Origin of the sequence: Pedobacter ginsengisoli (genome assembly GCF_030244015.1) — a bacterium.
GTDB classification, from domain to species: domain Bacteria; phylum Bacteroidota; class Bacteroidia; order Sphingobacteriales; family Sphingobacteriaceae; genus Pedobacter; species Pedobacter ginsengisoli.
This window is the reverse complement of sequence record NZ_JASSYX010000001.1, coordinates 1,273,646-1,288,345: the sequence shown is the minus strand read 5'-3', so window position 1 is coordinate 1,288,345 and position 14,700 is coordinate 1,273,646. Positions and strand designations below refer to the sequence as shown.

Genomic DNA, 14,700 nt, shown 5'->3' with positions numbered 1-14,700 from the left:
AGCTAGATTACCGCTTGCCTTATTTTAATAAGTTTTACCAGCAGATCTTCCAGCAAAGTAAGATGAAGCATATTTGCCCCGTCTGATTTCGCGTTCGCAGGATCCGGGTGAGTTTCGATAAATAAGCCATCTGCGCCCACCGCTATTGCCGCCTTTGCAATGGTTTCAATAAGCTGAGGTTTTCCTCCTGTAACACCACTGCTTTGATTAGGCTGCTGCAGAGAATGTGTACAGTCCATTACCACAGGCACTCCAAAGCTCTGCATCTCTGGCAGGCCGCGATAATCAACGATCAGGTCCTGATAACCAAATGTATTGCCTCTGTCAGTCAGGATTACTTTATTATTCCCTGCCTCGATAATCTTCTCTACCGCAAATTTCATGGAACCAGCTGAAAGGAACTGGCCCTTCTTTACGTTCACCACTTTGCCAGTTTTCGCCGCTGCAACGAGCAGGTCAGTTTGCCTGCATAAAAAAGCAGGGATCTGCAGCACATCCACATAGGCCGCAGCCATAGCTGCCTCATCACTTTCGTGAATATCTGTTACTGTAGGAACGCCGAAAGTTTTACTTACTTTCTCCAGGATCTTCAATGCCTTCTCGTCGCCAATTCCCGTAAATGAATTTCCTTTTGAGCGGTTCGCTTTGCGATAAGACCCTTTAAAGATATATGGAATATTGAGTTTATCTGTAATGGAAACTATTTTTTCAGCTATGCGAAGCGCTATTTCCTCGCCCTCTATGGCACATGGGCCCGCCATCAAAAAGAAATTGCCTGAATCCTGATTTTTTAAATTATCTATGGGGAAGTTGATCATTCGTTTATTTTAATATTTGACAGGTCAGATGCTTAGTTTCCCAGCTCTGACATAAATTTAATTCGCATTAGTTGTATTTCTTCCCGGGAATAGTCCGTTTCTCCCAGCTCCTTCAACGCATCTTCTATAGAATCGCTTTCTGCCGACTGGAAATAATCGAACACTTCTTCCTGACGTTCTTCCTCAATCAGTTCATCCACAAAATAGCTCAGGTTAAGTTTGGTACCTGAATTAACAATGGCTTCAATTTCTTTAAGGATGTCATCATAGGTAATTCCCTTGGATTTTGCGATATCTTCCAGGCCGATCTTGCGGTCGATGTTCTGAATGATCGACACTTTCATTTGAGATTTATTGGCTTGTGTCTTAATGATCAGATCAATAGGACGTTCAATATCATTGTCTTCAACGTATTTCTTGATGAGCTCGAGGAATGGACCGCCAAATTTAAGTGCCTTGCCATGGCCCACACCGGAAATCTGTTTGAGCTCATCCATCGTAATTGGATAATGGGTACACATCTCCTCCAGTGAAGGTTCCTGAAAAATCACAAAAGGAGGCAGGTTTTTCTGTTTACCGATCTTCCTGGTCAGGTCCTTCAGCAGTTGCAACAGTTGCGTATCCAGCGTCCCCGAACCATGTTTTACATCATCTTCATCATCATCTGCAGCACTTTCTATAGGCTCATTGAGCACAAATTTCAGACTGTAAGGATTCTCTATAAAGCTGCGTCCCGAGTTTGTTAAACCCAGCAAACCATAGTTGTCAATGTCCTTGGAAAGGAAATTATTTAAGACGGCTTGTCTGATGAGTGATTTCCAGTGATTTTCCCCTTCAACTACGCCCAATCCAAATTCAGGAATCTTTGCATGCTCGTAGGCAATAGTTTGTGCCGTTTCAAGACCTAATATTACATTTAGAATATGTGCGTCATCAAATTTCTCACCGATCTTTTGAATAAGTTTGAGCAGAATCACAAGCGATTCTTCAGCATCGAAGAGTTTCTTGGGCTTTTTACAGTTGTCACACATGCAGTTACAGCCCGTTTCATTAAAGTTTTCTCCAAAATAATGAAGGATCTGCTTTCTTCTGCATACCCCGGACTCGGCATAATCTATAACTTCTTTCAGAATCTGCGTACCGATCTCACGTTCTGACACTGGCTTATCCTTCATGAATTTGGCCAGTTTATCGACATCCTTTTGCGTATAAAATGCGATACATACTCCTTCTCCACCATCCCTTCCTGCTCTTCCGGTTTCCTGATAATAACCTTCCATACTTTTAGGAATGTCATGGTGGATCACAAAACGGACATCCGGTTTATCAATACCCATCCCAAATGCAATGGTGGCCACAATGACTTCCACATCTTCCATCAGGAACCTGTCCTGAGTATCAGCCCTCACCTTTGGCTCAAGGCCAGCATGATAAGGCAAAGCTTTAATCCCGTTGAGATTTAAAGTTTCAGCCACCTCCTCTACCTTTTTACGGCTGAGACAATAAATGATACCGGACTTTCCTGTGTTCTGTTTGATATACCTGATGATCTCCTTAATGACATCCCTTTTGGGTCTGATCTCGTAAAACAGGTTTGGCCTGTTAAAAGAAGACTTAAACAAAGTGGCATCAGACATCTGAAGATTTTTAATGATGTCCTGCTGTACTTTCGGAGTAGCCGTAGCAGTAAGGGCGATGATGGGAATTTCCTCTCCCAAGCCCTGTATCACCTGCCTGATCTTCCGGTATTCCGGCCTGAAATCATGCCCCCATTCAGAAATACAATGGGCCTCATCCACCGCCACAAAAGATATGGTGATCAGTTTAAGAAAATCAATATTATCTTGTTTGGATAAAGACTCCGGGGCTACATAGAGCAATTTGGTCTGTCCGCTTAACAAATCTGTCTTGACCTGGGTGATTTCTGTTTTATTGAGCGATGAGTTTAAAAAATGAGCAATACTGTCGCTACCCCCGAAAGCCCTTAACTGATCAACCTGATTTTTCATCAGTGCGATCAAAGGAGATATGACTATCGCCGTCCCTCCTTCCATTAGAGCTGGCAACTGGTAGCAAATGGATTTCCCCCCGCCTGTAGGCATTATGACAAACGTATTCTTTTTTTCAAGAATATTGGTGATTATTGACTCCTGATCACCTTTAAAATTATCAAAACCAAAAAAGGTTTGTAAGTTGTCAAACAACGACTTTTTCACATCCATTCCGTGTATAAAATATTCAGTGCTATTTTTACTTCAAAATAACATAATTTTGCACAAATTCAAAGCATCAATATACTAAATAATTCTGTTTGAAAAGTAAAAAATCAATTATAGACAATGCCATTAACACGCTGCAGCTCGAAGCTCAGGCCATTCTGGGACTGGTCGGGAATGTAAATGACGACTTCGTTAAAGTTGTAGATCTAATCATTCAAAGCGAGGGCAGGGTCATTGTAACCGGTATTGGTAAAAGTGCGATCATTGCCCAAAAGATCGTAGCGACCTTCAACAGTACAGGCACCCCTTCTATCTTCATGCATGCAGCAGATGCAGTTCATGGTGACCTTGGCATGATTCAGAAGAACGACATCGTGATCTGCTTGTCCAAGAGCGGCAATACCCCGGAAATAAAAATATTGGCCCCGCTGCTTAAGCAGGCCGGCAATATTATGATCGGAATGGTAGGACAGCCGGATTCTGATCTGGGCTTGCAGGCTGATTACATACTGAACACTTATGTAGAGAAAGAAGCCTGCCCGCATAACCTTGCCCCAACCACCAGTACCACAGCACAGCTCGCTATGGGCGATGCACTCGCCGTATGCCTGCTGCATGCCCGTAATTTTAACGAAGATGACTTTGCAAAATACCATCCGGGTGGTGCTTTAGGAAAAAGACTTTATCTAAAGGCCGGAGACATCGCTGTAAAAAACCAAAAGCCAAGTATTCATTCCTCCGCATCCGTAAAAGATGTGATCGTGGAAATTAGTCAAAACCGTTTAGGTGCAGTCGTTGTTATTGAAGGCGGTTCCATTTTAGGAATAATAACAGATGGTGATATTAGAAGAATGCTTGAAAAATATTCTAATTTAGCCAATATAAAAGCGACTGACCTGATGAACAGAAATCCTAAGACCATCGACAGGGAAATGCTGGCAGTGCATGCACTTGAACTGATCAAGGCAAACAATATCACCCAATTACTGGTTACTGAGGAGAATAAGTATTTTGGGATGATACATTTACATGACCTTCTGCAGGAAGGCATAATTTAACGATACGCTGAATCAATATGAATAAAAATAATTACGCCTTAATCATGGCTGGCGGAGTCGGCAGCCGTTTCTGGCCGGTGAGCAGAACAGAATATCCTAAGCAATTTATTGATTTTTTTGGAGTTGGCAAGACACTGATACAAAGCACGTATGACCGCTTCTTACGCATTTGTCCGCCTGAGAACATTTTTATAGTCACCAATGAGATCTATACCCAGATCATTAAGGAACAGATCCCGGACATCAGCAACAACCAGATTCTGGCAGAGCCTATTATGAGAAATACTGCACCATGCATCTCTTACGGCTCCATGAAGATCGCCCAGCTCAACCCTGAAGCCACAATTGTTGTTGCACCTTCTGACCATACCATAAGCAACCAGGACGCATTTGTCGAAGCAATTGAACAATCATTGCAGGCTGCATCTCAAAATGACGTGCTGATCACATTGGGTATAAAACCAAGCCGCCCGGATACGGGATACGGTTACATCCAGTACGTTGACAGCTCCCTGAAAACAGATGAACAGTTTCATAAAGTAAAAACATTTACCGAAAAACCCAACCTTGAACTGGCAAAGTCTTTTTTGCAAAGCGGTGATTTTCTGTGGAATGCAGGCATCTTTATCTGGTCCGCGAAATCGATAAACAAGGCATTTCTGAAACACCTTCCGGATATGCATGAAATATTCCAGCAGGGAAACTCAATGTTCAACACAGACCAGGAAGTTGAATTTATAGGAAATGCCTATCAGCAGTGCACCAATATCTCTATAGATTTTGGCATCATGGAAAAAGCAGATAACGTATATGTGCTGCCTGCTGATTTTGGATGGTCTGATCTGGGCACCTGGGCATCTATATACGATATCGCAGAGCATGATTACGTTGGAAACGCAGTGATCCCGTCAGAGAAAGTAATGATGTTCAATTCATCCAACTGTATGGTTAACGTTCCAAAGAATAAACTGGTGATCCTTCAGGACCTGCACAATTATATCGTCGTGGAATCAAACAATACTTTACTGATCTGTCCGCGGTCAGAGGAACAAAGCATTAAACAGATTGTGGCAGATGTCAAATCAAAGTTCGGAACTAAATATATTTAGTTCCGTCTTCTGCTTACTGACGTTGCCTGATGGCTTCATACAAGATAATTCCTGCAGAAACAGAGACATTTAAGGAGCTGATTTCGCCTGCCATTGGAATTTTGGCCAGGTGATTGGCCATGCGCATGATCTCATTTGAAATGCCTTCATCCTCAGCACCCATTACAATTGCAGTTGGAAGTGTATAATCAGGACCGTAGATCAGTTCACTGGTCTTTTCAGTACAGGCAACAATCTGCAATCCGCATTCCTGAAGGAATAAAGCGGTTTTATGTAAATTTTGATGTCTGCACACCGGAATAGTAAAGAGCGCACCGGCAGAGGTTTTAATGGCGTCAGCATTGATCTGGGCAGAATTTTTAGCAGGTACGACGATCGCATGGACACCGGCGCATGAAGCCGTTCTGGCAATAGCACCCATGTTCCTTACATCCGTAACACCGTCAAGGATCAGTACCAAAGGAGTCTCTCCTTTTTCATATATAACAGGTATGATGTCTTCAATTTTCTGAAAAGTGATGGCCGAGATCACCGCGATTACTCCCTGGTGATTCTTTTGCGTCATCCTGTTTAACTTTTCTACCGGAACATTATGGACAGGAATGTCAGAATCTTTCAATATGGTCTTCAGCTCTAATATAACTGCACCGGTCAGTCCGCGTTGGATATAAATGCTTTCAACATCTCTTCCGGCCCTGATCGCCTCTATTACAGCACGAATGCCAAATACAAATTCATTATTTTCTCTCGGCCTGGCCGGCCTTCTGAAATTTTCCATCTCTCTTAATTTGACGCAAAAATAGCCGAAATATTCAGATTATCAGAAAGCAATATTTACCAGGCCTGAGACCGGGCTTATCCACATCAATCTGTTAGGAAATTTGTGAAATTCATGATACCAATATCTGGGTTCAAGTATTCCTCCTTGTTAGAATGTTCATAAAGAAATATATTACAGACTCTATTTTTGTCTATTTTTGTACCTATGAGTATCGATAACGGAAACCAGGGGCAAGACAAAACCAGCTATACTGCCAGGAAGAACAGGATCACAAATTCCATGAGTACAATGGGAAAGATCCCTCCGCAGGCGATAGATCTGGAAGAAGCTGTGCTTGGTGCGCTGATGCTTGAAAAAGATGCCCTGTCCACCGTAATTGACATTTTGAAACCCGAGGTCTTCTATCACGAAGCACATAAAAAGATCTTTGAAGCGATCCAGGGTCTTTTTCAAAAATCCAAACCGGTAGATATCCTTACCGTGACCTCAGAATTGAGAACACTGGGCTTACTGGAAATGGTGGGAGGTGCATACTATATCACCAACCTGACCAACAGGGTGGCTTCAGCTGCCAATATCGAATACCATGCGCGTATCATTTCCCAAAAATATATCCAAAGGGAACTGATCAGGATCTCGTCCGAAATCATTCAGAATGCATACGAGGACACTACAGATATCTTTGACCTCCTCGATCACGCCGAGAAAAACTTATTTGACATTGCTCAGAACAACCTTCGCCGGGACACCCAAAAAATGGACGAGATCATCAAGCAGTCACTTGCGACCCTTGAAGAGCTCAGAACCAAGAGTGACGGACTGACCGGTGTTCCTTCCGGATTTACGGATCTTGACCGCATCACAGGCGGATGGCAGCCTTCGGATCTGGTGATCATTGCGGCCCGCCCCGCGATGGGAAAAACAGCGTTCGTACTGACCTGCGCAAGAAATGCTGCTGTAGATTTCAAACGGCCCGTAGTAGTATTCTCTCTGGAGATGTCCTCGGTACAGCTGGTCAATCGTCTGATCTCCGGAGAAACAGAAATCGAACAGGAAAAGATCAGAAAAGGAAATCTTGCCGAATGGGAATGGCAGCAATTGCACAGCAAGATTGGCACTTTAACTGAAGCGCCCCTTTTAATTGACGACACCCCGGCTTTGAACATCTTTGAGTTCAGGGCGAAATGCAGAAGACTAAAATCACAATATGACCTGCAGCTCATCATCATCGACTATCTTCAGCTGATGCACGGCAAAGGCGAAGGGCAAAGTGGCGGCGGGAACAGAGAGCAGGAAATTGGTAGTATTTCAAGAGCGCTCAAATCAGTTGCCAAAGAATTGAATGTACCTGTACTGGCACTGTCACAGTTAAGCCGTGCTGTAGAAAGCAGACCAGGAGCAAATGGCAAAAGACCAATGCTTTCAGATTTAAGGGAATCAGGCTCTATTGAACAGGACGCAGACATGGTGCTCTTCCTTTACAGGCCAGAATACTACGGTATAACAGAAGACGAACAAGGCCGCTCACAAGCTGGTGTTGGAGAAGTCATCATTGCAAAGCACAGGAACGGAGAGACCGGCATTGTACCGCTCCGGTTCATCGGTAAATATGTTAAATTTGCCGATCTGGAAGAAAGTTTCTCGGCACCGACCTCGTTCTCTATGGACAGTCCGGGAGCAGGTATGCAGCCTTCCCAGAACTTCGACAGGCCTTCAGGAAACGTAATCATTAAACCGTCACGCATGGACGACATGCACGACGAAGATGCTCCGTTTTAACAAGATCAGAGAAAATAGCCCAGCAGAATTCCGGCGAGCACGATGACCGGCGGACTGATCTTTGTAAAATTGAGGATCAGAAAAGTGCAGATCAGGATGATGATCGCCATAAAGTCCAGGCCTATTGGCTTGACCAGCAATATAAACGCTGCGATAATAAACCCTACACTCACAGCACTGATCCCGGCAAGAGAATACTTGATACGTGTGATCTTTTTCAAATCTTCCCAAAATGGTACAATGAGCAATACAAGGATCAATCCTGGAAGGTTTATGCCCAGTACAGCTACAGTCCCACCCCATATTTGTCCGGTTATCCCATATCCAAAATTCTTCATGCTTAACGCACCAATATAACTGGTAAAAGAAAAAGTGGGTCCGGGCAAGGCTTGCTGAAGCGCGAAACCGGAAAGAAAACCAGAAGCATGCAGGTACTGCTTCATCTGAACAAATTCTGTGAACATTAACGGAACCAAAACCTGTCCGCCACCGAAAATAAAGATACCGTTGCGGTAAAAATTCTCAAATAACCTGATGGGCAAGCTAAAAGGCGAGGTTCTGTTAATGATAGCACCCAATAGGGCCAGAATCAATAAGACGCCAAAAAAATAGATTAATTTCCTGCGGTTAATATTGGAAAAAAGCTTTACCCTGATGTCACTCTCTTCCTTTGGTGCCTCAAGCGCCGAGGAGATCATCCCCCCTATTAAAATGGCGATCGGAAATACATATGCGTTTCTTAGGACGAGCGTGCAGATCACCGCCGAAATGGCAAGAAATATAGAAAGCTGCGATACCAGCACCCGTTTTGATAAATTATAGGCACCAAAAGCCACGATACCAAGGGCAATAGGCTGGATGTATTCCAAAACCTCAACAAATTTCTCCTTATGGTCAAATTTGGCATAGCTGATGGCGGCAAAGGTCATAGCGGCGGCTGACGGAAGGATCCACAACAGGAAGGTAATGATGGACAATCTCAAGCCTCCTACTTTATAAGCTATGCCAACCAGGGTCTGAGTAGACGCCGGACCAGGCAATATCTGCGCAAGCGCGTTCAATTCCAGTAATTCCTCCTCAGTAATGTATTTTGTGTTTTTCACAAAAAATTTAAGCAAAAGCGCAAGATGCGCTTGTGCCCCGCCAAATGCGGAGAACGTAAACAGGATCACATCCCTGATGAATAACAGCTGCTTCTTCCTGCCCAATCTCCTACAGATTAATCATCTTCATAATCCAGACCTGCCGCAGAATTGTATGCACCCTGCAACTCTGAGAAAGCATGCATATCACGTTTGTTTCTGGCAGCTTCCATGCCCTTCTGATAAATCACAATAGCCTGCGCCGTATCATTGTGCTTTTCCAGCAGCTTACCCAAATGATAATACGTTCCAACGTAGTCAGGATGCAGGGAAACCAGTTTGTTGTAGTATTCAAAAGCCTTATCAGTCTCATTGGACGAGTTGTATTCTGTGGCCAGCGCATACAAGACAAACGGATCGTTTGGATCACTCTCTAAAAATTCCAATAACTTCGCTAAACGGGTACTTTGCATTTTTTATCCCTGCTTTTTTAATTAGATTTGCAAAAAGACAATTCTAGCTGTAAACGCTATATTACCTTTAAAACAAATTTATACTATGAAAATATTAGTTTGTATCAGTAATGTGCCCGACACAACGACAAAAATAACTTTTACCAGCAATAATACACAATTCAATACAGCAGGAGTACAATTTATTGTAAATCCTTATGATGAAATCGCCCTTTCAAGAGCTATTGAACTTTGCGAGGGCGGTAAAGGAACTGTTACTGTCATCAACGTCGGAGAAAGCCAGACAGACCCGACGATAAGAAAAGCACTCGCTATTGGGGCAGATGATGCAGTCAGGATAAACGCAGCGCCAAGAGATGCCTATTTTACAGCCTATCAGATCGCAGAATATGCCAAAACAACAGAGTTTGACATGATCCTGTGCGGCCGTGAATCTATTGATTACAACGGTTCACAGGTTGCGGCAATGATCGGCGAGTTTCTGGACATTCCATCTGTATCTATTATAAAAAAACTGGACTATGACGGTTCCACCGCAACCATAGAACGCGAAATAGAGGGCGGAAAGGAAGTGATCACGATCAGCGGAAAGTTTGTTGCGAGTTGTTCAGAAGGCACAGCTGAACCTAAAATCCCGAACATGAGAGGGATCATGTCAGCCCGTACAAAACCACTCATCACCGCTGAAGCTAAAGACATTGAGGCAGTGACCAAAGTGCAGGAATTTGAGACACCTGCCCCACGGGGAGCAGTTAAATTGGTTCCGGCTGAAGAAACCGCCAAATTAATAGACCTTTTACATCAGGAAGCCAAAGTGATCTAACCCGGGTTCTATTTCATTATTTAATTAAAAAACTTAAAAAAAGTCGTATGTCAGTTTTAGTATATGTAGAACAGGTAGATGGTAAATTTAAGAAATCTGTATTTGAAGCAGTATCTTATGCTAAATCCATCGCAGATCAGCAAAGCACAAATTTAACAGCCATATCAATTGGCAACGTAGACGAGAGCGAACTGAAAACTCTCGGCCAATATGGGGCATCTAAGGTGCTCAATGTATCAAACGAACAACTGCAGCATTTTGTAAACCAGGCTTACGCTTCCGTGATCACAGAAGCTGCGAAAAAAGAAAACGCCGATATCATCGTACTTTCAAATTCTTTTTCAGGCAAAGGCCTTGCTCCACGCATCGCCGTTAAACTGAAAGCAGGCCTGGTGGATGGTGCAACAGAATTACCTAAGATTGACGGAGGTAAATTCACCGTCAAAAAATCTGCATTTTCAGGTAAAGCATTTGCCACTGTAGAAATCAGCTCGGCCATTAAAGTAATCGCTTTAAACCCCAATGCCTTCGGTGTAAAAGAATCCGGTGCTGAGGCTGTCATAGAAACTTTTTCTCCTGAAGTTAAATCAACAGATTTAGCTGCGATCGTAAAAGAAATCGTCAGAGCAACAAATAAAGTCTCATTGCCTGATGCCGAGATCGTAGTATCCGGCGGCCGCGGACTCAAAGGCCCTGAAAACTGGGGAATGATCGAAGAACTCGCAAATTTACTTGGCGCAGCCACGGCATGCTCCAAACCAGTATCTGACGCAGACTGGAGACCCCATTCTGAGCACGTCGGACAAACCGGAATTGCCATTAGCCCAAACCTGTACATTGCCATTGGAATCTCGGGTGCTATACAACATTTAGCCGGTGTAAGTTCCTCCAAAGTAATCGTAGTCATCAATAAAGATCCGGAGGCGCCTTTCTTTAAAGTTGCCGATTACGGGATTGTAGGCGATGCATTCGAAATTGTTCCAAAATTAATAGAAGCATTAAAAGCACATAAAGGTTAATCATATACCCTTTGGCAGTAGATTTGTTGTCAAAGGGTATTACTATATATGAAAAAAGTAAAACTCGATATTGTTGGTTTGTCTTACAGCCAAACGCAGTCAGGTGCCTATGCACTGGTACTCGGAGAAGTAAATGGCAGAAGGAGACTGCCCATTATTATTGGCGCATTTGAAGCCCAGGCAATCGCCATTGAAATTGAAAAGATGACCCCAAGCAGGCCCCTTACTCACGACCTATTCAAAACATTTGCTCAAACATACAATATAGAGATCCAGGAGATCCTGATCTATAACCTGGTTGAAGGTGTTTTTTTTGCAAAGCTGATCTGCACTGACGGTCAGACCGTACAGGAGATAGATGCCCGTACCTCCGACGCTATCGCACTGGCTGTCCGGTTCAATGCAGCCATTTACACCTATGAATTTATCCTGTCCTCTGCAGGGATCGTCATTGAAGGAAATGATTTCCTTTTTCTCGAAAACATGGACAACATTCCAAAAGAGCAAGGCTCTGAAGACATTTCCACATCCATCCCTGGTACGAGTTACAAATCCCTCAGCATAGAAGAACTCAACCAGAAACTTCAGGAAGCCATTACAGAAGAAGCCTACGAAAAAGCAGCAAGGATCAGAGATGAAATAAATAAGCGAAATTCAGCTTAATACTATCCAAATAGTACTATATTCCAGTTATATTTCAAACTCAACCAAACTATTATTATGAATGTTAAGTTTCGCTTAACGCTGATGAACTTTATGCAGTTTTTTATCTGGGGTTCATGGCTCATTACCATTGGAGTTTACTGGTTTCAAAATAAAGGCTGGTCAGGAGCTGAATTTGGTGCGATCTTTTCAACAATGGGTATATCTGCAATCTTTATGCCCGCCGTTACCGGCATTATTGCCGACAGGTTCATCAACGCAGAGAAATTATATGGCACGATGCACATTTTAGGAGCGCTGGTGCTTTTTAGTCTGCCAATGGTAGACAACCCCGGCACTTTCTTTTGGGTCATCCTGCTGAACATGATATTTTACATGCCCACACTTTCCTTGTCCATAACAGTGGCCTATTCTGCACTTAAAAGTGCCGGCAAAGACGTAGTCAGGGATTACCCTCCAATAAGGATCTGGGGTACCATAGGATTTATCGCAGCGCTATGGGCGGTTAGTCTCTCAGGGAATGAAGCATCTTCCAACCAGTTCTATATCGCCTCCGCTGTTTCCCTATGCCTTGGCCTTTATTCGTTCACCCTTCCAAAGTGTCCCCCTCTGGCAAATAAAGTAGAAACCAAATCATTTGTTGACGCACTGGGGCTGAGGGCCTTTACCTTGTTTAAACAAAGAAAGTTCGCCGTCTTTTTCCTTTTCTCTATGTTTCTCGGCGCCGCACTTCAGCTGACCAATGCCTATGGAGACACATTTCTACATGACTTCAAGAATGTTCCGGCTTACAAAGACCTGCTGGCAGTAAAATATCCGGCGATCATTATGTCGATCTCCCAGATCTCGGAGACATTATTCATATTGGCCATACCGTTTTTCCTGAGAAAATTCGGGATCAAATATGTCATGCTGTTCAGCATGCTGGCCTGGGTGCTCAGATTTGGATTTTTCGCATTTGGTGACCCCGCAGGAGGCTTGTGGATGATCATATTATCCTGCATCATCTATGGAATGGCCTTTGATTTTTTCAACATCTCAGGATCACTCTTTGTCGAAACACAGATAGATGCCAAAATCAGGGGAAGTGCCCAGGGGCTCTTTATGATGATGGTAAACGGCTTTGGTGCATTATTCGGTAGCTTTACCAGCGGGCTGATCATCGAAAAGTTCTTTACCCTACCAGATCAAAGCAAAGACTGGCAAAATATCTGGATCACTTTCGCAAGCTATACCTTAGTGCTCGCTATCATATTTCCGTTTATATTCAAGTACAGGCACAACAAAGCAGAGCTTTCCGCTATCGAAGCAATGAGTCATTAGTGTATACGTACAGCCTCGACGAAAAAAACAAAATGCAGACTATTTAAAAGGAAGAGTGTTTTTGCGTCCTGCTTTTTTACATTCCCAGAAAAATTACCTTTTCAGAGAAAGACATAGGAATTGTGCGCTTCTTCAGCGCGCAAGTTCCAGTCTTCGAAGAGAATGGTGATTTTTCCTCCTATCGCTTTTCAATACTTGTAAATTCCCTATGGGTATGTCCAACATAGATTTGACGCGGACGGCCGATCGGCTCCTTGTTTTCATGCATTTCTTTCCACTGGGCAATCCATCCCGGCAGGCGGCCTAAAGCAAACAGCACAGTAAACATATCTGTCGGGAAACCCAGTGCCCTGTAAATAATACCAGAATAGAAATCCACATTAGGATAAAGTTTGCGCTGCACAAAATAAGGATCGCTTAATGCAGCTTCCTCCAGTTTCTTGGCAATCTCCAAAACAGGATCATCAATACCCAGTTTTTCCAGGATATCATCACAAGCCTTTTTAATGATCTTAGCCCTTGGATCAAAGTTTTTATACACCCTGTGACCAAAGCCCATCATACGGAAAGGATCATTTTTATCCTTTGCCTTATTGATCCATTTCTCAGTATCCCCCCCATCTTCTTTAATTAGCTCCAGCATCTCTATTACAGCCTGGTTTGCACCACCATGCAGCGGTCCCCATAAAGCCGCAATACCTGCAGAAACAGATGCGTAAAGGTTGCAATCTGAAGATCCTACTATTCTCACTGTAGACGCAGAACAGTTTTGCTCGTGATCTGCGTGCAGGATCAGCAAGGTATTCATGGCACTTACCACAACAGGATCAATGTCAATCTCCTCTGTGCGCTGACCAAATATCATATTTAAGAAATTGCTTACATAGTCATATTTATTCTTAGGATAGATCAGCGGATGACCCAATGATTTTTTATAAATGAAAGACACAATCGTCGGAAATTTCGCCAGTAATTTGATCATGGTCAGATCCATTGTCTCGGCAGACCCATTGGCATTTAACGACTCCGGATAGAACGTAGACAAAGAACACACCAGAGAAGCCAGCTGGGCCATCGGGTGTGATTTCGACGGATAACCATCTAAAAACTTCTTCATGTCCTCGTGGATCAGCGTATGCTTGCTGATCTGAGACTGGAATCCATCTAACTGTGCCTGATCAGGCAGATTGCCATAGATCAGTAAATATGCCACTTCCAGAAACGTTGATTTTTCGGCCAGTTCTTCTATCTCATATCCGCGGTATTTTAAAACACCTTTCTCCCCGTCTAAAAATGTAATCGCACTTTTGGTAGAGCCGGTATTTTTATATCCAAAATCTAAAGTAACGTGACCTGTTAAATCTCTTAGTTTGGAAATATCAATAGCCTTTTCTCCTTCCGTACCAGTTACAACGGGGAATTCGTAAACCTTCCCATCAATCTTAATTTCTGCGATATCTGACATATATATTCTAAAATTTTATAATAACAAAACTAACTAATCATTTTCGATCTGAATCCCCTTCTATTATAACAAAGCTGTTAAATAATTA

Annotated in this window: 13 protein-coding genes; 7 read left to right on the top strand and 6 right to left on the bottom strand. The window is 43.2% G+C overall.

Features of this window, described 5'->3' with window-relative positions; translation table 11 throughout:
* Positions 1 to 2: 2 nt before the first annotated feature.
* Complete coding sequence (kdsA, locus tag QEP08_RS05530) at positions 3 to 818, bottom strand: 3-deoxy-8-phosphooctulonate synthase (protein ID WP_285056485.1); 816 nt, start codon at positions 816 to 818, stop codon at positions 3 to 5.
* Positions 819 to 850: 32 nt separating this feature from the next.
* The gene (gene recQ, locus QEP08_RS05525) at positions 851 to 3,040 is read right to left on the bottom strand and encodes a DNA helicase RecQ (protein WP_285056484.1); all 2,190 of its coding nucleotides are present in this window, start codon (positions 3,038 to 3,040) and stop codon (positions 851 to 853) included.
* A gap of 89 nt (positions 3,041 to 3,129) precedes the next feature.
* Between recQ and QEP08_RS05520 the strand changes: the two genes are divergently transcribed.
* Both QEP08_RS05520 and QEP08_RS05515 read left to right on the top strand, forming a co-directional pair.
* Positions 3,130 to 4,095, top strand: coding sequence for a KpsF/GutQ family sugar-phosphate isomerase (locus QEP08_RS05520; RefSeq protein ID WP_285056483.1), 966 nt, complete (start codon positions 3,130 to 3,132; stop codon positions 4,093 to 4,095).
* A gap of 17 nt (positions 4,096 to 4,112) precedes the next feature.
* Positions 4,113 to 5,204 (top strand): mannose-1-phosphate guanylyltransferase, encoded by a 1,092-nt coding sequence (locus QEP08_RS05515; RefSeq protein WP_285056482.1) that lies wholly within the window; start codon positions 4,113 to 4,115, stop codon positions 5,202 to 5,204.
* Positions 5,205 to 5,217: 13 nt separating this feature from the next.
* Here QEP08_RS05515 and rlmB read toward each other — a convergent pair whose 3' ends face one another.
* A complete protein-coding gene (rlmB, locus tag QEP08_RS05510; protein WP_285056481.1) occupies positions 5,218 to 5,982 on the bottom strand; it encodes a 23S rRNA (guanosine(2251)-2'-O)-methyltransferase RlmB in 765 nt (254 codons plus the stop codon).
* Positions 5,983 to 6,189: 207 nt separating this feature from the next.
* Here rlmB and dnaB point away from each other — a divergent pair, with 207 nt between their 5' ends.
* The gene (gene dnaB / locus QEP08_RS05505; protein ID WP_285056480.1) at positions 6,190 to 7,764 is read left to right on the top strand and encodes a replicative DNA helicase; all 1,575 of its coding nucleotides are present in this window, start codon (positions 6,190 to 6,192) and stop codon (positions 7,762 to 7,764) included.
* 5 nt (positions 7,765 to 7,769) lie between these two features.
* Here dnaB and chrA read toward each other — a convergent pair whose 3' ends face one another.
* Positions 7,770 to 8,972, bottom strand: coding sequence for a chromate efflux transporter (gene chrA, locus QEP08_RS05500; protein WP_285056479.1), 1,203 nt, complete (start codon positions 8,970 to 8,972; stop codon positions 7,770 to 7,772).
* A gap of 11 nt (positions 8,973 to 8,983) precedes the next feature.
* A complete protein-coding gene (locus QEP08_RS05495) occupies positions 8,984 to 9,319 on the bottom strand; it encodes a heme biosynthesis protein HemY (protein WP_285056478.1) in 336 nt (111 codons plus the stop codon).
* Between the two features lie 85 nt (positions 9,320 to 9,404).
* Between QEP08_RS05495 and QEP08_RS05490 the strand changes: the two genes are divergently transcribed.
* The 4 genes from QEP08_RS05490 to QEP08_RS05475 are packed head-to-tail and all read left to right on the top strand — an operon-like array spanning position 9,405 to position 13,147.
* Positions 9,405 to 10,142: an electron transfer flavoprotein subunit beta/FixA family protein gene (locus QEP08_RS05490; RefSeq protein WP_285056477.1), complete on the top strand. Its 738-nt coding sequence runs from the start codon at positions 9,405 to 9,407 to the stop codon at positions 10,140 to 10,142.
* Between the two features lie 47 nt (positions 10,143 to 10,189).
* A complete protein-coding gene (locus tag QEP08_RS05485) occupies positions 10,190 to 11,161 on the top strand; it encodes an electron transfer flavoprotein subunit alpha/FixB family protein (RefSeq protein WP_285056476.1) in 972 nt (323 codons plus the stop codon).
* Between the two features lie 48 nt (positions 11,162 to 11,209).
* Positions 11,210 to 11,824 (top strand): bifunctional nuclease family protein, encoded by a 615-nt coding sequence (locus tag QEP08_RS05480; RefSeq protein ID WP_285056475.1) that lies wholly within the window; start codon positions 11,210 to 11,212, stop codon positions 11,822 to 11,824.
* Between the two features lie 57 nt (positions 11,825 to 11,881).
* A complete protein-coding gene (locus QEP08_RS05475) occupies positions 11,882 to 13,147 on the top strand; it encodes a nucleoside permease (RefSeq protein WP_285056474.1) in 1,266 nt (421 codons plus the stop codon).
* A gap of 178 nt (positions 13,148 to 13,325) precedes the next feature.
* On the opposite strand, the gene QEP08_RS05470 is transcribed toward QEP08_RS05475, so the two are convergent.
* Positions 13,326 to 14,612 carry a citrate synthase gene (locus QEP08_RS05470; protein WP_285056473.1) on the bottom strand — a complete coding sequence of 429 codons (1,287 nt, stop codon included), beginning with the start codon at positions 14,610 to 14,612 and terminating at the stop codon, positions 13,326 to 13,328.
* Positions 14,613 to 14,700: the final 88 nt, after the last annotated feature.